Origin of the sequence: Limosilactobacillus pontis (assembly GCF_002940945.1) — a bacterium.
Classification (GTDB): domain Bacteria; phylum Bacillota; class Bacilli; order Lactobacillales; family Lactobacillaceae; genus Limosilactobacillus; species Limosilactobacillus pontis_A.
In genome coordinates this window covers 12705-30972 of sequence record NZ_PNFV01000001.1, presented here as the reverse complement: position 1 = coordinate 30972, position 18268 = coordinate 12705, and the positions used below count along the sequence as shown (strand labels likewise).

20 protein-coding genes and 1 pseudogene are annotated in these 18268 nt (G+C 50.7%); 12 read left to right on the top strand and 9 right to left on the bottom strand.

Translation table 11 applies throughout. The annotated features are described in order from the left end of the window. Positions 1-616: 616 nt before the first annotated feature. Positions 617-2299, bottom strand: coding sequence for an NFACT RNA binding domain-containing protein (locus CK797_RS00170; RefSeq protein ID WP_104687813.1), 1683 nt, complete (start codon positions 2297-2299; stop codon positions 617-619). Positions 2300-2499: 200 nt separating this feature from the next. Between CK797_RS00170 and CK797_RS00165 the strand changes: the two genes are divergently transcribed. Together CK797_RS00165 and CK797_RS00160 are read left to right on the top strand one after the other, a co-directional pair. Continuing rightward, complete coding sequence (locus CK797_RS00165; protein ID WP_104687812.1) at positions 2500-3375, top strand: DegV family protein; 876 nt, start codon at positions 2500-2502, stop codon at positions 3373-3375. 4 nt (positions 3376-3379) lie between these two features. Further along, the gene (locus CK797_RS00160) at positions 3380-3943 is read left to right on the top strand and encodes a hypothetical protein (protein ID WP_104687811.1); all 564 of its coding nucleotides are present in this window, start codon (positions 3380-3382) and stop codon (positions 3941-3943) included. 77 nt (positions 3944-4020) lie between these two features. Here the strand turns inward: CK797_RS00160 and CK797_RS00155 are convergent, their stop codons facing one another. Further along, a complete protein-coding gene (locus tag CK797_RS00155; protein ID WP_104687810.1) occupies positions 4021-4677 on the bottom strand; it encodes an HD domain-containing protein in 657 nt (218 codons plus the stop codon). A gap of 81 nt (positions 4678-4758) precedes the next feature. Here CK797_RS00155 and CK797_RS00150 point away from each other — a divergent pair, with 81 nt between their 5' ends. Beyond that, positions 4759-5589, top strand: a complete 831-nt coding sequence (locus CK797_RS00150) for a glycosyltransferase family 8 protein (RefSeq protein WP_104687809.1) — start codon at positions 4759-4761, stop codon at positions 5587-5589. On the opposite strand, the gene CK797_RS00145 is transcribed toward CK797_RS00150, so the two are convergent. Together CK797_RS00145 and CK797_RS00140 are read right to left on the bottom strand one after the other, a co-directional pair. Beyond that, positions 5573-6124 carry a cysteine hydrolase family protein gene (locus CK797_RS00145; protein WP_104687808.1) on the bottom strand — a complete coding sequence of 184 codons (552 nt, stop codon included), beginning with the start codon at positions 6122-6124 and terminating at the stop codon, positions 5573-5575. The two genes, CK797_RS00150 and CK797_RS00145, sit on opposite strands and share 17 nt — an antisense overlap. A gap of 45 nt (positions 6125-6169) precedes the next feature. Further along, positions 6170-6811 carry an endonuclease III domain-containing protein gene (locus CK797_RS00140; RefSeq protein WP_104687807.1) on the bottom strand — a complete coding sequence of 214 codons (642 nt, stop codon included), beginning with the start codon at positions 6809-6811 and terminating at the stop codon, positions 6170-6172. Positions 6812-6998: 187 nt separating this feature from the next. Here CK797_RS00140 and CK797_RS00135 point away from each other — a divergent pair, with 187 nt between their 5' ends. Next, the gene (locus CK797_RS00135; RefSeq protein WP_104687806.1) at positions 6999-7538 is read left to right on the top strand and encodes a GNAT family N-acetyltransferase; all 540 of its coding nucleotides are present in this window, start codon (positions 6999-7001) and stop codon (positions 7536-7538) included. Between the two features lie 216 nt (positions 7539-7754). Here the strand turns inward: CK797_RS00135 and CK797_RS09220 are convergent, their stop codons facing one another. Then, a complete protein-coding gene (locus CK797_RS09220) occupies positions 7755-7847 on the bottom strand; it encodes a helix-turn-helix domain-containing protein (RefSeq protein WP_412458013.1) in 93 nt (30 codons plus the stop codon). A gap of 48 nt (positions 7848-7895) precedes the next feature. Here CK797_RS09220 and CK797_RS00125 point away from each other — a divergent pair. From CK797_RS00125 to CK797_RS00110, 4 genes and pseudogenes are all read left to right on the top strand, one after another. Next, positions 7896-8156 (top strand): annotated as a pseudogene (locus CK797_RS00125) (GntP family permease); the annotation flags it as partial. Positions 8157-8177: 21 nt separating this feature from the next. After that, positions 8178-9323 carry a glycerate kinase gene (locus CK797_RS00120; RefSeq protein ID WP_104687804.1) on the top strand — a complete coding sequence of 382 codons (1146 nt, stop codon included), beginning with the start codon at positions 8178-8180 and terminating at the stop codon, positions 9321-9323. A 76-nt stretch (positions 9324-9399) separates the two neighbouring features. Next, positions 9400-10104: an AzlC family ABC transporter permease gene (locus tag CK797_RS00115; RefSeq protein ID WP_225364994.1), complete on the top strand. Its 705-nt coding sequence runs from the start codon at positions 9400-9402 to the stop codon at positions 10102-10104. After that, entirely contained in the window at positions 10101-10439 is a 339-nt protein-coding gene (locus tag CK797_RS00110) for a branched-chain amino acid transporter permease (protein ID WP_104687803.1), read from the top strand. Before CK797_RS00115 ends, CK797_RS00110 begins: the two co-directional genes overlap by 4 nt. 43 nt (positions 10440-10482) lie before the next feature. Here the strand turns inward: CK797_RS00110 and CK797_RS00105 are convergent, their stop codons facing one another. Beyond that, positions 10483-11364, bottom strand: a complete 882-nt coding sequence (locus tag CK797_RS00105; protein WP_104687802.1) for a LysR family transcriptional regulator — start codon at positions 11362-11364, stop codon at positions 10483-10485. 41 nt (positions 11365-11405) lie between these two features. On the opposite strand from CK797_RS00105, the gene CK797_RS00100 reads away from it, so the two are divergent. From CK797_RS00100 to CK797_RS00090, 3 genes are all read left to right on the top strand, one after another. Then, positions 11406-11882: a flavodoxin family protein gene (locus tag CK797_RS00100; protein ID WP_104687801.1), complete on the top strand. Its 477-nt coding sequence runs from the start codon at positions 11406-11408 to the stop codon at positions 11880-11882. 100 nt (positions 11883-11982) lie between these two features. After that, positions 11983-12399 (top strand): cupin domain-containing protein, encoded by a 417-nt coding sequence (locus CK797_RS00095; protein WP_104687800.1) that lies wholly within the window; start codon positions 11983-11985, stop codon positions 12397-12399. A gap of 15 nt (positions 12400-12414) precedes the next feature. Next, the gene (locus tag CK797_RS00090; RefSeq protein WP_104687799.1) at positions 12415-12735 is read left to right on the top strand and encodes a carboxymuconolactone decarboxylase family protein; all 321 of its coding nucleotides are present in this window, start codon (positions 12415-12417) and stop codon (positions 12733-12735) included. Positions 12736-12841: 106 nt separating this feature from the next. On the opposite strand, the gene CK797_RS00085 is transcribed toward CK797_RS00090, so the two are convergent. Beyond that, positions 12842-13783: a diacylglycerol/lipid kinase family protein gene (locus CK797_RS00085; RefSeq protein ID WP_104687798.1), complete on the bottom strand. Its 942-nt coding sequence runs from the start codon at positions 13781-13783 to the stop codon at positions 12842-12844. 343 nt (positions 13784-14126) lie between these two features. Beyond that, positions 14127-15011, bottom strand: a complete 885-nt coding sequence (locus tag CK797_RS00080; protein ID WP_104687797.1) for an aldo/keto reductase — start codon at positions 15009-15011, stop codon at positions 14127-14129. Positions 15012-15137: 126 nt separating this feature from the next. Between CK797_RS00080 and recQ the strand changes: the two genes are divergently transcribed. Further along, positions 15138-16931 (top strand): DNA helicase RecQ, encoded by a 1794-nt coding sequence (gene recQ / locus CK797_RS00075; RefSeq protein ID WP_104687796.1) that lies wholly within the window; start codon positions 15138-15140, stop codon positions 16929-16931. Positions 16932-16979: 48 nt separating this feature from the next. Here recQ and CK797_RS00070 read toward each other — a convergent pair whose 3' ends face one another. After that, positions 16980-18134 carry an MFS transporter gene (locus CK797_RS00070; RefSeq protein WP_104687795.1) on the bottom strand — a complete coding sequence of 385 codons (1155 nt, stop codon included), beginning with the start codon at positions 18132-18134 and terminating at the stop codon, positions 16980-16982. Positions 18135-18268 lie beyond the last annotated feature (134 nt).

Genomic DNA, 18268 nt, shown 5'->3' with positions numbered 1-18268 from the left:
ATAGGCAAGTACAATGTTGAGTTGAAATTTACTTTAACCAAACATAAAACAAACACAATAAAAAGAAATCAACCAAGCCAATCAATTTTCATCAATAACATTTACTTTAATAGCTTATATGAAGTTTTGCGTTAATAACTAAGAAGCGCTCAACCCGAAGGAAGAGCGCCAAGATTACTAGCCGTTACTTGAACAGCCTCTTAATTAGATATTTAATAGGCACGACTAAGATAAATAGGAACCAGTGTCCTATGGGAGACACCTCCCATCTTGCGCGGTTTAAGTGGGAGCTACCCACCCGATGCGCACATATATTGTATCATATCATTCTTGTGGTATAATATAGTTACTAAGATAAATAGGCTGGTGCGCAAATTGGTACTGAGGTAGCTCCTTAGACCGAGCCGGCGGGGTACCTGAAAAGGCACCCTTTTTATTATCGGTGCAATTTCAGACGATTTTGCACCGATTTTTCGTTTATTATACCGATAAAAGAGATTGAATAAAATCATAGGTAATTGCATATTAATACAATACAAAAGGAAAAAGCCGATAGTCAAAATTGCTATCGGCTAAATATGTCCAATAAATGTCCAATTTAAACTTCACCGTTCCGCTAATCATTGAGCTTATGCGGCGTTACGTACAAAGTTTTCTGACCGGTGAAGGTTACGAAACCGGGCTTGGCACCATTCGGTTTATGAAGTCGCTTGACTGGCAGGTAGTCAACAGGGACGTTGTCTGAATCGCGCCCCTTGGAGAAGTAGGCTGCCAGCTGGGCTGCCTCTAGAATCGTCTGCTCACTAGGGTTAGTTGACCGGATGACAACGTGGGATCCTGGGATGTCCTTGACGTGGAGCCAGATCTCGTTCTTATTGGCGGTCTTAAAACTCAGCCGGTCGTTTTGCAGATTATTCTTGCCTACCAAAACCAGGGTACCATCGCTGGTATGGAACTGCTCGGGCTTGCTGAGGCGGACTTTGCGACGTTTCTTACTCTTCTGCTTCTTGCTCTTGATGTAGCCTTGCTGTTGCAACTCCAGCCGAATCTCTTGGATATCGGCCGGGGAGGCAAGGTCGATCTGATTCTGAATGTTTTCGAAGTATGCGATCTCATCCTCGGTCAGCTTCATCTGCTCGTTAACGTGGGCAACCGAAGCTTTCAACTTATCATACTTGGTAAAGTATTTCTGGGCGTTGCGCGATGGCGACAGCTCTGGGGCCAGCGTGATCTTCAGCGGCTTGTTATCATCGTAGAAGTTAGGTAGGGTGATCGCCGTCATGCCCGGCTTGAGCTTGCCAAGGTACGTGGTGAGAATTTCCCCGCGAATCCGGTAGCGGTCGGCAGCGTCCGCGTCGGCCAGCTGTTGGTGGAATTTATTGACCTTGCGCCGGTCCTTCTTCAATTCGTTCTTGATGACCTTGATGACCTGGCCGGCCAGCTCCTTGGACCGGTCCTGCTGGGCCTTTTGGGCGTAGTAATTGTCAAGCAATTCAGATAAGGTGGCGAAGTGCTGGAGGTCATCTTCTTCAGCATCGCGTGGCGGGAAGGCCATAAATGACTTTCGCTTACCGTTGATAATTACGGGGTCCGGATGATCGAAATGCTGGATGAACTGTTGATAAGTAGTAGGCAGGTGATCGCTGGCCAGCAGACGGTTGGCCAGGTCGCGGGCCGTATCACTGCCTAGTCCTTCATAGCCCTGCTGGAGATGGTGAGCCAACTCACGCGGGTCCTGGTACTGTTTAACCAGATCGCTGTAGAGCTGGTTAGGCAGGTAGGGATTCAGCTTGTCTTGCTTTGGCGGCATAACAAAGGTCGCGCCAGGGAGGAGGAGACGAACCCGATTCTGGTCGGACCCGACGTGCTTGACCGTATCGATGATTTTACCGGTCTTGTGATTGATCAGGGAGATGTTGCTGTGGCGGGCCATGATTTCACTGACCAGGATCAGCTGTTGGCTATCGCCGAGTTCGTCGCGGGTATCGAAGGTCAGCTTGATGATCCGGTCATTGCCAGCTTGTTCGATTGAGTGAAGAATGGCCCCCTCCAGGTACTTGCGGAGGGTCATCGTGAAGTTTGTTGGTACGGCCGGATTACTGTAAGGGATCGTGGTGATCTGGATCCGCGGGTAGGTCGGGTTGGCCGAGAGCAGGAGGGCATAGTTGTGCCGGTGTGCCCGGATTGTGATGATCAATTCGGCGGGGTAGGGCTGACTCACCCGGGCAACCCGGCCGGTGGTTAATGTTTGGTCTAGTTCATGCACCATTGCATGGGTAAAGAAACCGTCAAAGGACATGCAAAGCGCTCCTTTCATTAAATGACGTTCAAAAATGTGCGATTCCTATTATACCGTTTTTCCGTGTAGGCAAACAAGTTATAGCATTTGTCTGCCGAAATAAGTTGGTTTATACTTCTTCATGTGGTATGCTTCTTGTATTATGTGGATTTTTATCCATTACAAAGCAATTATATTTAATTTATATGGAGGACGATACAATGAAAATTGCTGTTGTGACCGACAGCACCGCCTACCTCACTCCGGAAGAGGCGGCCGCCAATCATATTCACGTTGTCCCAATTCCATTCGTTGTGGACGGTAAGGGTTATCGTGAGGGCGTTGACATCACGACCGAGGAATTCTACCATCTGTTGAAGACGTCCAGTACCTTTCCCAGCACCTCCCAGCCGTCAATTGGTGAGATGATGGAACTCTACCAGAAGCTGGCCGATCAGGGTTATGATGCCGTCATCAGCATTCACTTGGCCAAGTCGATCTCCGGCTTCCTGAATAACATTGCTCAGATTGCGGCAGAGATGAAGGACACCATCAAGATTGTGCCATTTGACAGCCAGATCACCGTCAAGTTGATGGGCTACCTTGCTATCCAAGCAGCCCAGATGGTTGAGGACGGCGACGACCTCGACACCATCATTACCAAGCTAACCCAGCTGCGAGACACAATCAACGAGGTCTTCGTGGTCGATGATCTGCAAAACCTGGTTCGGGGGGGACGTCTTTCCAACGCCTCCGCCTTTGTCGGCTCAATTTTGAAGATAAAGCCGCTGTTGAGTTTCCACAACGAGCACCATGCCATCGAGGCCTTTGAGAAGGTCCGGTCGATGAAGAAGGCTAAGCTGCGTTGTGAGCAGATCTTCAAGGCAGACCTGGCTAAGCTTAATTACCCGGTCCGTGGAATTGTCTTCCACGCCAACGCACCGGAAGCTGGCCAGAAGTGGCTGGAAAAGCTGCAGGGTGAATTTCCTGATATCAATTTTGAGCTGAGCTACTTTGGGCCAGTCATCGGGACCCACCTTGGCCAAGGGGCCCTGGCACTAGCTTGGATGCAGGATACTGATAAGAAGCCGCTGTAAGACCATGAAAATTAGTCTTAAGTCCCTTGCTTTTGATGCCCTAGCGGTGGTTCTGATGGTCATGGTTAGCCTGATCAGTACCCGCTTCATCTTGCCAACGGGGGTGTTTGTCGCTCCCTGGGCGGGGATCATCAGTCTGGCTGTCCTGCTGGCGGCAGGTATTGGAAATGCCCTCGGTGTTGCGATTGCGGCCCTAGTCGTCATGTTTTGGACCGGGACAGTCAATGCGGTTGCTAGTGTGTCCATCCTGCTGACAGTGGTAGTCCTGGCCTGGTTGATTGGCTGGCAGCTGGGTGACCGAACCGTCACCCACCAGCAGCTGATTTTCCTTGGTTTGCTTGCCGGCTTGCTGCAATTAGTGTTTATGGAGGCCGGGCTGGCCATTGTGGGTCTGCTCTTCGATGGCCAGGCGGCGACCGCCCTGACCTATGCTCGGTTAGGGTTATCGCTCAGCGTTCTGACGGCCCTGCTTTACGCGGTCTTGACACCGTTGCTGGGCCTGGTTGCCCGCTGGTTGTGGCGGCACTGGGTCGCGCCCATTGATTCTGATAGTAACGATAAAAAATAAGAAAAAATGCTCGCTAAGCATCTAAATACTGGTGCCTAGCGGGCATTTTCCAATTGTATAAAAAAGAGCGTTTTTGTTTACTTTTTGGCTTGCCACTCGGCCTTAAACTCGGCTAAAAAGTCGAGCATGACCTGTTGGCGATGTTCGGCAATCTGGCGGGCGGTTGTCGTCTGCAGCATGTCCTTCAATTTGAGAATCTTTTCGTAGAAGTGGTTGATGATCGTTTCGTCGGCTAGGTTGCGGTATTCTTTCCGGCTCATGTTTTGACGAGGCTTGACTGCTGGGTCGTAGATCTTCTCATGGTGGCCACCACCGTAGTAGATCGCCCGAGTAATCCCAAGAGCACCGATCGCGTCCAGCCAGTCGGCATCGCGGACGATCTTGCCAACGATCGAGAGACGGATCGGTTCACCATCAAGAGTGTGGGCAAAGGAGATATTGCTGATGGTGTCCATGATTGTGGTCACCTGCTCAATGGTAAAGCCGTGGGTCACCAGGTAGTCACGTAGTTCCTGCTCAGCTGCCGGAATACTGGTTACCAGCTTTTCGTCGATCGTATCGTGAAGGTAAGCGGACACCACCGGTAAGAAAGGATCGACCCCTTCACCGGCGGCTAACCGGCGGGCCATTTGAACGACCCGGTTGATGTGATCCATACCGTGCCCAGTCTCATCCTGACCCAGTTTTGCGATGGTGTATTTTTTAACTGCGACAATTTGTTCTTCCTGTTTCATAATACGTCTCCATTTCTGATTTCACCTGCCTGGTTCCACCGACAATTGCTATAATGAGCTTATTGCAAGGAGGACCATTTCATGAACCTATTATTCTCAATTGATGATCATTATACTACCCAGCTGGCGACCGTCCTGCTTTCGATCAAAGCCAACACGACCGCCCGCAATTTTGATGTCTACGTGATTCAAAAACAGCCGCTTCAGCAGGGGGACATACTGGCTGCTTTCTGCCAGCGCTTGGGGATGACCTACCATCCGGTGATGGTAAAGAACGAAATGTTCAAGGATGCCCCGGTCACCGACCGCTATCCGACAACGATCTACTACCGGCTCCTGGCGCACAAGCTTCTGCCAGCCAACCTGCATAAGATCCTTTATTTAGACGCCGATGTACTCTGTATCAATGACCTGACTAGGCTCTACGCGACCGACCTGTCTGACTACCTTTATGCTTCAGCCATCCACACCGGACTGACCAATACCACCGAGGTGATCAACAAGATCCGCCTGCAAAACTTTGACGCCGATGGTTATTACAACTCCGGGGTGCTCTTGATGAACCTCGATGCTATCCGTCAACGGGTCCAGCCCAACGTTATCTTTGACTATATCCGTAATCATGTTCTTTTCTTGCCTGACCAGGACGTGCTCAACGCCCTCTATGGTAGGAATATCAAGTCGGTCCCCGACGAACTCTATAACTATGATACACGGAAGGGGCAGATTTACGAAACGATCTCCTTTGGCGAGTGGACAACCGATTGGGTAATCAAAAACACCGTTATCCTTCACTATTGCGGCCGTGATAAGCCCTGGCTAGTGAAGAAGAACAGTGGCCGTTATACAGCCTTGTATAAGCACTACTATCACGTCGCCCAGCGACTGTTGAAGACTAGTCAGCAATTGTAGCGCCGAGGCTATTCTTGAAGTGGTCCAATGCCCACTCATCACCATTTGTCGTAAAGGTTGCGACCCCGCGCCGGGGAATAGTGATTTGGTAGTCGCGATTGTAAGCATCAATTGCCGTATGGAGGACGCAGATGTCAGTGCAGACACCGCTGATCCAGAGGTCGGTGATATGTCGCTCACGCAGGTAGTTATCGAGGTTGGTATTTGCAAAGGATGAGTAACGGTTCTTAGCAAAGAGGTCAACCCGGTCGTTACCACGGTGTGCCTGATACCAATCGTTCACCCGGCCGTATATGTTCCGGCCCGGCGTCCCGATGATGTTGTGGGGCGGGAAAAGCTTGGACTCCGGATGGAAAGGGTCGTGCCGGTGGTGAGCGTCAGTCGGAAAGATCACGTAATCACCATTGAGGTAGAATTGGTCGGCTAGGTCAGCGAGGTAGCCATCTAGCTGCTGGGCCGGTTTGCCCACGGTCAAGGCCCCGTTGTCCGCTACGAAGTCGTTGGTGTAATCAATAATCAATAGTGCCTTAGTCATGCTGATCACTCCTTTTTAATTCTTAATAGTGTATCATTTTTATCATCAAAGGGCGAGGGTGTCGTCGCTGAGAAAACTCGTCGCAAATTTATCCCGTGGGTGAAAATAGACCTTGCCAAATTCGTCGATTAGGCCATGAAAGTCCTTAGCCATCGCCGGGGTGAAATCATCTGGCAGGTTGCACCGCTGGGATAAGCTCTGGTAGTCGGTCAGCCCGGTCACTCCCAGGTAGGTGAAAAGGGTGCGGGCGTACTTATCACTGATGAAGGTTGGCACGTCAAAAATATAGGTCAGCAGGACGTCGGCTGTTTCGGGACCAACCCCGTGCAGGGCCCGTAGTTCCTGGCGAAGGCGGGATCCGTAGTGTTGACGGATAGCAGGATAGTCGTAGTTGCCTCGGGCTAGCCAGGAGAGGACACTGACCAGAGCCTTGCTTTTATTGCGGTAGAAGCCAGCTGGACGTACCAGGTCGTGTAATTGATCCATGGTCAAGGCCAGGATACGATCTGGTTGGAGGCCCGTGGCTTGACGGAGGAGGTTGAGGGCCCGGTCAGCGTTGCGCCAGTTAGTGTTCTGGATCAGAATTGCGCCAATGACGATCTCCTCCTTGCTGTCGGCGGGCCACCAGCCGGACGGGCCCATCTGACGGCGCATCTTCTGGTAGAGTTGGGTAATGGTGAGCTGCATGGTGCTTTACTCCTTTCAATTTCTTATTTTAGAATACAATTATTATAATGGTTAGTTCCAGCATAGTATCTTGTGCCGAACCCGGACAGGTAAATTACTTGTCAGTTAAAAGCAAAGTATGTTACATTGTTTAAGTTGTTTTGATGAGCACAACCATAATAAATACTCATGAAGGGATGATAGTCCAATGCAAATTAAGCAAGCAACGATGAATGACCTTGACCAGATTCTTGAAATCCTGCGTGATGGTCGCGACCAACTAGCCTCACAGGGGATCGATCAGTGGCAGGGGGACTACCCAAACGTTGAGCACGTCAAGGAAGACATCAACAATGGCTTTGCCTACCTGGTTCAGTCCGATGATGATGAAACGGTTGGTGCATTGTCAATCGTTGAGGCACCGGACCACTCCTATGATGAGCTGCATGGTGACTGGTTGATCGACACTGATAAGTACGTCGTAATTCACCGGGTGGCCATTCACTCCAACCACGCTGGTAAGGGTTACGCGTCAGCCTTGTTTACCAACGTGATCGACTACATCAAGCAGCACCGTCAGGACATCAAGACGATCCGGATTGATACCCATGAGGATAACAAGATCATGCAGCACCTAATCGCCAAGAACGGTTTCACCAGAGTCGGTGAGCTGCACGGTGTTTACCGGGCAAACGAGATTTCTTATGTTTACGCCCTGCTGACGCATCCTGAGGAAGACAAGAATTAATTAGTTGAAGTTTCGTTATAGAAGTAAATAGTTAGACAATAACATCAAAATAGGTCACAAGCTCCTTTGATCTATAGTTTAAATATCGTTATTATGAGTGACAACAGCTAGTACATTGCTTAGCTTTGGCAAGATGAACCTGTGAGCTTAAAAGGGCCTCCAGTATTCGGATTATCCGAACGCTGGAGGCCCTTTGTAGTTGCGTATCTATAACGTTCAAACAAGTCCGTAACCCTTTTTAGGTGAATGGTTAAAGAAACTATTAATTTTATTTAGACGATAATTGACGGTATTATGGTGGGTAAACAAACGTTTGGCTGTTTTATTAACATTGAGGTCATATTTAATAAATGTGTAACTGGGGTAATTCTCGCAACTGGTTCATTCTCGAAAGCAATTCTTGGCTTTGGCGTTGCACCATTGGCTGCAGCAGCGATGGTTCACACGGGGGCAATCGTGATTGATCAGCCTCCTCAGGGGAACTATTTCCACGTTACCGCCAATGCCATGCACATGGATATTAAGGAACGGTCACATGGTATTTTATATGAAGCACTGGTTGGAGGCTCCGCAATGCTCACGGCAACGATTCTTTATGGCTTCTTACACTTGATCTAATATCGAAAGGGTGAATATATTATGAAATTTGTAATTGCACCAGATTCTTTTAAGGGCGGTTTGACCGCTAAACAGGCTGCTGAAACAATGGCGCGGGGGATTAAACGAATTTACCCAAATGCGGAATACGAACTGGTTCCCATGGCTGATGGTGGTGAAGGGACGGTTCAATCCCTGGTTGATGCGACGGGCGGTCAATTAATTACCGCAAGGGTTCACAACCCCTTTAATGAACTGACCAAAGCCGATTACGGGATGCTTGGTGACGGTAAAACAGCTGTGATCGAAATGGCAGCTGCCAGTGGAATTCAATTTATCAATTCACAGACAGCTAACCCGTTAATCACGACGACATACGGAACGGGGGAGCTGATCCTCGATGCAATCGATCGAGGGGCTTCTAAAATTATTATTGGGATTGGGGGAAGTGCGACCGTTGATGGTGGTGCAGGAATGGCCCAAGCCCTGGGTGTGAAACTTCTGAAAGCCGATGGCACAGCAATCGGCTTTGGTGGGGGCTCTTTAAGTGACTTAGATCACCTGGACATTTCACAGATTGATCCGCGTGTTTTAAAAACAACCATTGCCATTGCGTCTGATGTTACCAACCCATTAACTGGCGCCAATGGAGCAGCCGCCGTTTTCGGTCCCCAAAAAGGCGCAACGCCGAAAATGGTGAAGGTGCTTGATAACGGACTCCATCATTACGCGCAGGTAATTGCTAGAGACACTGGAAAAAATGTGGAAGATTTGCCAGGAGCAGGAGCCGCTGGTGGCCTGGGGGCAGGCTTGTTGGCCTTTACTAACGCGCAGATGCAACATGGTGTTGACCTTGTGATTGCTGCGACTAAGTTAAGAAAAAAGGCGAGCGGTGCTGACTTTGTCTTTACAGGTGAAGGTGGGATTGATTTTCAAACTAAATTTGGTAAGACTCCTTATGGGGTTGCCCAAGCCTGCAAGAGTGTTGCACCCAATGCTCCAGTAATTGTTTTGGCGGGAAACATTGGCAAGGGAGTTGAAAGTCTTTATACTGCTGACGCAATTGATGCTATTTTTTCGACTCCTGCCGGGGCTAAGTCCCTCGACCAAGCGCTGGCAGATGCAGAAAATGATATTGCACAAACGGCGGAAAATGTTGCTCGTTTAATTAAGGCAAGTCGTTCCTAAAGCATCATATTATTCTTTCAAGTGGCCAGCTGGTCTGGTAGAATGAGGGCATTGTTTGATTTGGGAGGAGATAAAGGTGAGAAGTAAGCGCGGACGCAACTTTCACTTTGCCCTGACCAGCTCTATTCCAGTCTTTTTTGGCTACGTAATTCTGGGGCTTGGTTATGGCTTGTACATGCACAACTTAGGGTTCTCGTTTTGGTACCCAACTCTGATGGCGGCGACGATCTACGGGGGCTCGGTCGAATTCATCATTGCCACCCTCCTGACCCAGCACTTCAACCCGGTCAACGTCCTGCTGATCACTGCCGTGGTCGGTTTCCGCCAATTCTTCTATGGTATCTCGATGCTGACCAAGTACCCGCACCACGGCTGGCGCAAATTCTTGCTATTGTTTGGACTAACCGATGAGACCTTTGTAATCAACTATAGTCTTCGAGTACCGGCCGACTGCGATCGAACCGCCGTCCAGCTCTGGATGACGATTCTGGACTACAGTTACTGGGTACTGGGCGCCTTCCTCGGCGGCTTTCTCGGCAGTGCATTTAATATCCAGATTAAGGGGTTGGATTTTGTGATGACGGCCCTGTTCATTGTGCTGGCTCTGGAGCAATTTATGCAGGAAAAACGCCACATCAGCTCACTCAGCGGGGTAGTAATCACGATCGTCTGCCTGTTGATCTTTGGCAAGACCTACTTTTTAATTGCCACCCTCCTGCTCCTGGTTGCCGAATACTACTACTTCCACCGTCGTCACCAGAAGGCAGGTGACCAGGTATGACCATTATCCAACAGGTCATTACGATTGCCATTGCTGCTTTGACCAATTTTGCCACCCGCTGGCTGCCTTTCCAGATCTTCACCAGTGATAAGGATGGGCAGGATGAGTTATCGCCCTTTATCAAGGGACTCGGGGCCTTCCTGCCAGCTGCCATCATGGGAATGCTGGTAGTCTATTGTTATCGCAACATCAACCTATTATCCGGTGACCACGGCCTGCCCGACCTGATTGCCGGACTGATTACAGTGATTGTCCATCTTTGGCGGCGGAGCATGTTTCTCTCGCTGATTGTGGGAACTGTCAGCTATATTATTTTAGTTAACTATATTTTTTAGGATCAAAAGGACCCGCACCGTCATTGGCGATGCGGGTCCTTCTTTAATTGCAATGGTCGGCGACAAATTGGAGAAAGTGCTCGGCCGCCGTGGTCAGCTGGCGATTCTTTTTCCAAACCAGGACGTGGCCGGTGCTGGTTGCTGGAGTGAAGGGAACAAAGGTAATAGCGGGATCATGGAAGAGGTCAGCCACTCCTTTGATGGCCAAGCCGTAATAGCGGCCGGTCCGAATCAGGACGATGGCGTTGCTGGGCTGGTTGTTGCTGGCCCGAATATTGAGCTTGCGCTGATCAAGCTTGAGGACGTCACTGACTTCATCGCGGACGATGTTGCGGTGGGGAATGATCAGGGGTAACTTGTAGAGGTCGTCACGGGTGAAACTCTTCTTCTTGGCTAGGGGATCATCGCTGCGCAGGATGATCCCCCACTGCTCCCGGCTGGGCAGAACCAGGTAGTTGTACTTGGCAGCCTCAACCGGTTCGATCAAGCAGGCCAGTTCGGTGGCAGCCTCGTCAATCTGGCGGCGGAGGAAGTCGCCGTCCCCGTCGAAGAGGTTGAAACGAACGGCCGGGTGGGCCTGCTGGAAGCGGTCAACCAGTCCCATCAAGAAGGGCGAGACACTGGAGACAACACAGCCTAGGTTGATGGTTCCGCTCAGCTCATCTTCATTCTGTTGGTGAAGATCATTCTCAGTTTGGGCAAGGAGCTGGAGGATAGTGGTTGCTCGACGTTGAAAGAGAACGCCCGCCCGGGTTAGTGCCATCCGCCGCTGCTGGCGGTCGAAGAGGGTGACACCGAGCTCGGTTTCCAAGTCCATGATCTGTCGGGAGAGGGTTGGCTGGGTAACGTGCAGCTGCTTAGCGGCCTTTGTGATATTATTGGTGTGAGCAACCGTGAGAAAATATTTGATAACACGCGTGTCCATATAAAATACCTCCAATAAATTAAACGTAAGGAATGATTGAAATGGCCAAACAGGCATTGATTTTGTATTATTCACAGTTTGACACAACGGCAAAGCTCGCCAGCCAGATCCATCGGCTGACCGGTGCCGATATTTTAAGAATCAAGGTGGCAGCGGGGACTTTCCCCGATGACATGACGGCCACCGACAAGATCTACAAGCAGCAGCGAGCAAGTGGGCAGTTGCCGGCCTTGACGACTAAGCTGCCCAAACTGGACTACTACGACACGATCCTAGTTGGTGGCCCGGTTTGGGACGGCCAGATTGCTTCACCGATCATGCAGCTCCTCAAGCAGCTTCAAGGCTATGCAGGCGTCGTGGCGCCGTTTAGCACGGGTTGGAGCGCCACCGGCAACTATCAGCAGGACTTTCGGGCTCACGCTGGGAAGCTCCACGTGGTCGATGGTTATCACGTCCTGACCCACGCCGCCCCACGTTTTGCAGTCCCAACACTGGCCACCTGGTTACGTAAATTATAATACGCTATTTGAATAGAAAAAGCTTAATAATAAGCATTTTACATTATCATGGCATACCCTTATATTAAAGGTAAACAAAGACATAAAGGGAGTGCTGATAATGGCAAAGAACGAACAAGCGGTTAAGAATGACCTCTTCGGCTTCGGTGACAAGAACGTTGCCTATGCCAAATACTTCATCGGTACCAGCTACCTCAATGGTCTGGTCAGCCCCGATGACAACGTGGACATCAACGTTGCCAACGTTAACTTCGAACCGGGTTGCCGGAACGACTGGCACATCCACCACAATGGCTACCAAATTCTCCTGGTCACGGCTGGTGAGGGTTGGTATCAGGAGGAAGGCAAGCCGGCCCAACTCCTGACTCCCGGTGACGTGGTTGTGATCCACGAGGGCATCAAGCACTGGCACGGGGCCACTAAGGATTCCTGGTTCTCTCACGTTGCAATCACCAAGGGGACCAGTGAATGGTGTGAGAAGGTCACCGACGATTACTACGATCAGCTTACAAAGTAGAAGGGATGATTTGACATGGCTAAGAAACAAACTGCTGGCCGCGACCAGTTGGGCGACTTCGCCCCGAAGTTCGCGGAGTTAAACGATGATGTGCTGTTTGGACAGGTCTGGTCCCGCGAGAAGGAACTCAGCCCGCGCGATCGGAGTTTCCTGACGGTGACCGCTTTGATCACTAAGGGTGCCTTCGAGCAGCTGCCGTACCACATGCAGACGGCCAAGAACAATGGGATCACCAAGGAAGAAATCGCTGAGATGATTACACAGCTGGCCTTCTACGTTGGCTGGCCAAATGCCTGGTCAGCATTTAATGTTGCCAAGAAGGTCTGGACTGATTAACAAAGCAAAAAAAGTCCGGATTAAAAAAGATCCAAGAAAACAGTTATGGTAACTCAGACTAATAAAAAATTGCCTCGTGGCTGTTGGCCATGGGGCAATTTTTCGTCTAATTTAACGGTTGCTGCCAAAACGGATAAGAACAGCAGGATAGGGCCAGGTCAAAGGCGCGTTTGCCCGGTTCATCACCGTCGATCTGCCCGTATTGGGCGGAAGTGACCTGGTAGCGCAATGCTTTACCACGGAAGAGGTGAGCAAAGCGCGAGGTAATCAGGTGACCACTAGCAAACATCAGCATTGCCCATAGCAGGGTTAACCGGTGACGTTTCTCAACTACCACCAGTTCCAGTTCCTGCTGGTCGATGCGCTGGTCAGCCGCAATTCGGACCCCGCCGCCAATGTAGGGATGGTTGCTGGCGACCAGAAGGAAGGCATGGTTGAAGGTTTGCAGTTGTCTGCCATCTTGGATTTTCACTTGGAAATCCGGCTGAGTGAAGAAGACCCGGACAGCCTTATAGATATAGGCGAAAGTGCCGAGATGGTGATGATTTAGGAAAGTCTTAGCCCGCGAGTGGTTAGTGGCGTGGACGATTGCCGCGTCGAAACCGATCCCGAAATTGTTGAGAAAGATCCCATCGCAATTCCGGCTGTAATCATGGTAGTGGCCGATGTTGATCCGATGAGTCCGCTGGTTGGTAAGAATCTGGATCAGGGCCTGCCGAGGGGCGGTTGCGATCCCATATCCCCGGGCAAAATCGTTCCCAGTCCCTGCGGGGATGTAGGCTACCGGCAGGGGATCATCTTGTTGGACCGTCATCAGACCAGTGATCACCTCATGGAGGGTGCCGTCGCCACCGACTACGACCAGACAGTCAAGGTCGTTGCGCTGAGCTGCCTGAGCTGCTAGTTCACGTGGTTGCCCGACGTACCGGCTGGTGATGCAATCGAATTGGATCCCCGGGGTGGTAGCTAGCTGGGCTTGGACCTTGGACCAGGCTGTTTTGCCCTTGCCACCGCCTGCGCAAGGATTGATGATAAAGAGGTACTTCATTACGGTGCTCCGTTTCTCAAGATTAACAAATACCATTATAACGCAGGATAAGGAACCTTCTCATGACAGTTTGTAAAATAAAAAGCGCTCAACTTCTATGCTATGATAGTTGTATCAAGGGAATTATGCCGGTGTGCAAAATGATCTCAGTTGATTACTTAGGTCGAACCGGTTGAGGGCGCTTAATAGGCGCTCTTTTTTATCGGTGCAAAATCATCTGAAATTGCACCGATTTTTAAGTTTTTATATAAATAAGGTAAGCAATCAAAAAAAGACAACAGTTGCAAAAATAACCGTTGTCTTTAGCATAAAGTGGTACGTTAGGCTCTTCTTACTAAGAGTCTTAAAACGTGCCATCACAAGCAATATAGTCGTCAACTCCGTCAGGGTTGCCAGACCACTTATATTTGTCATACCAGATGGTGTGCTTCTCCTCGTCTAGCATCGCAATTTCCTCCATCTCGTCCGCGTCGAGGGTAAAGTCGAAAATATCGGCATTTTCCTGCATCCGTGTGACGTGGGTCGACTTAGGGATGACGATGAAGCCTTGTTGGATCTCCCAACGCAGCACGACCTGAGCTGGGGACTTGCCCTTGTCCTTGGCGATCCGGTTGATCACCGGATTATCGAGTAGTTGTCCGTTGCCTAGCGGGGACCAGGCCTCCAGCTGGATATGCTGTCCCTGGCAAAAGGCAACGGTATCAGGCTGGTGAATCCGCGGGTTAAATTCGATCTGGTTGATCATTGGCTTAATCGTGGCATGGTCGAGGAGGTTGGTCAGATGTTCCACATTAAAGTTGCAGACCCCGATCGCCTTGGCTTGGCCATCGCGATAAATGTCCTCCAGGGCCCGCCAACTGGTATTGTAGCGGTTGAAGACTGGCCAGTGGAGGAGCAGGAGATCGACGTAATCGGTCTGCAGATTTTGTAGCTGCTGGTTGACGGCCTGACGGACCCGGTCGTAGTCGCCCTGGTCGCCATTGAAGACCTTAGTGGTTAAGAAGAGGTCCTGCCGGGACTTGCCCGTAGCAGCCAGTCCGTCTTTGATTCCTTGCCCGACCCCACGCTCATTGCCATACTGCTTAGCGGTATCGATCAGAGCATAATTGTTTTCGATCGCGGTGGCAACCATCTTAGCTGTCGCGTTGATTGGTACCTTCCAGACGCCTAGGCCAACCCGGGGCATCACCAAACCATTGCTTAATTTAACGTTTTCCATATTAATCATCTCCGATACTCTAATTATCGCACAACTTTCTCTAAATGGTGAAATGGGGTAGTATGATGGAAGCGATAATGACTATTTCTTACGTTCTATATAGATAGTGGGCTCAATGACTGAGGAGGAAATATTTTGGCGACACCAATAGACATTCTACATACCAACTTTGGCTTTGATCATTTCCGGGATGGCCAGGAGCAGGTTATTACCCAGGTTCTGAACCACCAGAATACCCTGGCGGTAATGCCGACTGGTGGCGGCAAGTCCCTGTGCTACCAAATTCCAGCCTTGATCAACCCGGGAATTACGATCGTCGTCTCACCCTTGTTATCGTTGATGAAGGACCAAGTTGACTCCTTGCGCCAGAATGGGATTGCTGCCGCGGCCCTCAACAGCGCAACACCGCGAGAGGAGGTTAACCCAATCCTGCGGAGCGCCTACAACGGTGAAATCAAGCTTCTCTACGTCACCCCGGAACGATTGGCGATGGACTACTTCCAGTATCAATTGAGCTTCCTAAATATTAATTTGGTAGCGATCGACGAGGCCCACTGTATCTCGCAATGGGGGCACGACTTCCGCCCGGCCTACCGGCAGCTCAACGCGGCCATTCAGCGACTCAAGACAACCCCAGCCATCTTGGCACTGACTGCTACCGCTACGCCGCAGGTTCAGGCCGACATTGGTGATCAGCTGGCGATCCCCCAGGAGAATTTCGTCATTACCAGTTTTGCCCGGCCCAACATCAGCTTCCGGGTAGCCCACCCGCAACAGGGCACCCGTCAATACATCCTCAAGTACCTGGCAGCTCATCAGGGTGAGGCAGGGATTATCTACGCTAACACCCGTAAAAGGGTTGAGTCGCTGACGGATTTTTTGAACGAGCGGGGAATCCATGTAGCGATGTATCATGCTGGGATGACGGCAGCGGACCGGGCTCGGGTTCAAGACGACTTCCAGTTTGACCGCGTGCCGGTGATCGTAGCGACCAACGCCTTTGGGATGGGGATCGACAAGAGCAATGTTCGCTTCGTTCTTCACGCAACCAGTGCTAAGAACTTAGAGTCATATTACCAAGAAGCTGGGCGTGCTGGTCGGGATGGCCTGCCCAGTGAGGCGGTGATGCTCTACCACGCCAACGACATTCAGCAGTATCGCTGGTTCATTGACCAATCAAGCGCTGATGACCAGTACCGGGAAGTCCAATACGAGAAGCTTCAAGCGGTCACTGCTTATGCTAACACGCCGCGCTGTCTCCAGCAGCAAATTGTTGAATACTTTGGCCAAGAGTGCGAACCCTGTGGTCACTGCAGCAACTGCACAGATGACCGCCAGCTGGAAGATATTACCACTGCCGCCCGGGCAGTCATCGCTACGGTCAAGGAGCTCCATGGCCGCTTCGGCAAGTCACTGGTGGCCAAGGTAGTGACCGGATCTCACGACCAGCGGATCCAACAGCTTCACGCTGACCAGCTGGATCATTACGACGCTCTCAGGCTCTCCCAGCAGGAGGCTGGCAGTCTGGTTGATTATCTGGTGGCGACCGGCTACCTGGTATTAGAAGGTGGCCAGTTTCCAGTGGTTAAGATTGCCAAACCAGGCTGGCAGGTCCTTGACGGCGAGACTACCGTCCAACGGCGGGCCGAACCGCAGCCGACCCGGTCGGCTACCACGGTGGAGGAGACCCCCGAACAGGCGGCCCTGTTTGAGGTCCTTCGCAAGCGCCGTCGGGAACTCGCCACTGAGCAAGGGGTCCCGCCATTTATGATCTTCTCGGACCGGACCCTCCACGACATGGCCCGCCTTCAGCCTCAGACTCCAGCAGACTTTCTAGCGGTTAACGGGGTTGGTCAAACTAAGCTGAAGCAGTACGGCCGGATCATGATGGATGAGATCAGCGCCTATTTATCAGGTAACGACGAATAAATAAAAATTGGGTTTTGAACGACGGTTGTCATTCAAAACCCAATTTTATTATGCCCTGGTTTTAACCAGCATCATCGTACCGACGACCCCGATTAAGGCAAAGATGGCACCAATGTAACCAACCTGGCTGATTGGTACGAAATTAACACTGATTGAAGCAACCAGTGAACCAACTGAAACCCCAATATTAGTACAGATTGGGTTAAGTGACGAGGCCAGGCTCATCGCCTCCGGGTAGTTACTATCAGCCACGTTTAAGAACATGACCTGGAGAATTGACCCGGGCATCCCCAGTACGAAACAGATCACGCACAGCAAACCGATTCCCAGCCAGGAGAGGTGAAAGGCTACCCCCATTACCAGCAGGAGGACCAGGCAAGCGGCGCTAATCAGCGGCATCTTAGTAATTCCGTAGTGACTAGAGATGATTCCCGCACAGGTGTTACCGATGATGAACATTACCCCGATCAGACCCAGCAGCCAGTTTAGCTGGCCAGCACTAAAGCCAAGAACGTCAGTGATGATTGGTCGAATGTAGGTATAGAAGGTGTATTCGGCGGCCATCAGGGCAATCATTACGACCACTCCCAGGACAATCCGCCGATCGGCCATCAGCCGTAACTGGCTCTTGATCGACCCAGTGACCTGACTGCTCTGTCGCGGCACTAGCCAGTAGAGACCAGCACCGATGATGATCGTCAGCACTGAGATCACTAGGAAGCTGATGTGCCAAGACGAGAGCATACTGATGGTTGTTCCAATCGGTACCCCGATGATAGTGGCAGTGCTAAATCCTGAAAAGACGGCGGCAACCAGCATCGACCGCTTTTCCAGCGGGGCAATCACGCTGACGAAGACCAAGATCAGGGAGATAATGACTCCGGCTACCGCTGCTGTGATGATCCGGGCGACGAAGAGCCAGAAGAGGTTCGGTGCCAGGGCGGTCATGGTATTCCCAATCCAGAAAACGATCAGCATAGCCATCAGGACCTTAAAACGGTTGTATTTGCTGGTAAGAGTGGTCAACACAGGTGTGCAGACCGCGTAGGTAATGGCAAAGAAGGTGACCAGCAACCCGACCGTGGACAAGGAGGCGTGGTAGCTTTTGGCGATGTTGGAGATGACCCCAACCACCATGAACTCATTGCAGCCCAGCAAAAAGGCGGTCAAGACAAAGACAATACTCTGCAAACGATACTTCATATTCAATTAACAATCCCTTTCTACAAGCAGATAATGCGATAAGTTTAGTTAAGGCACGTTTTGTTTGGCTTGGGGACAAAATGGGGAAGATTGCTTATAAAACCCCGGAATTATAAACGAACTTATCAATAATT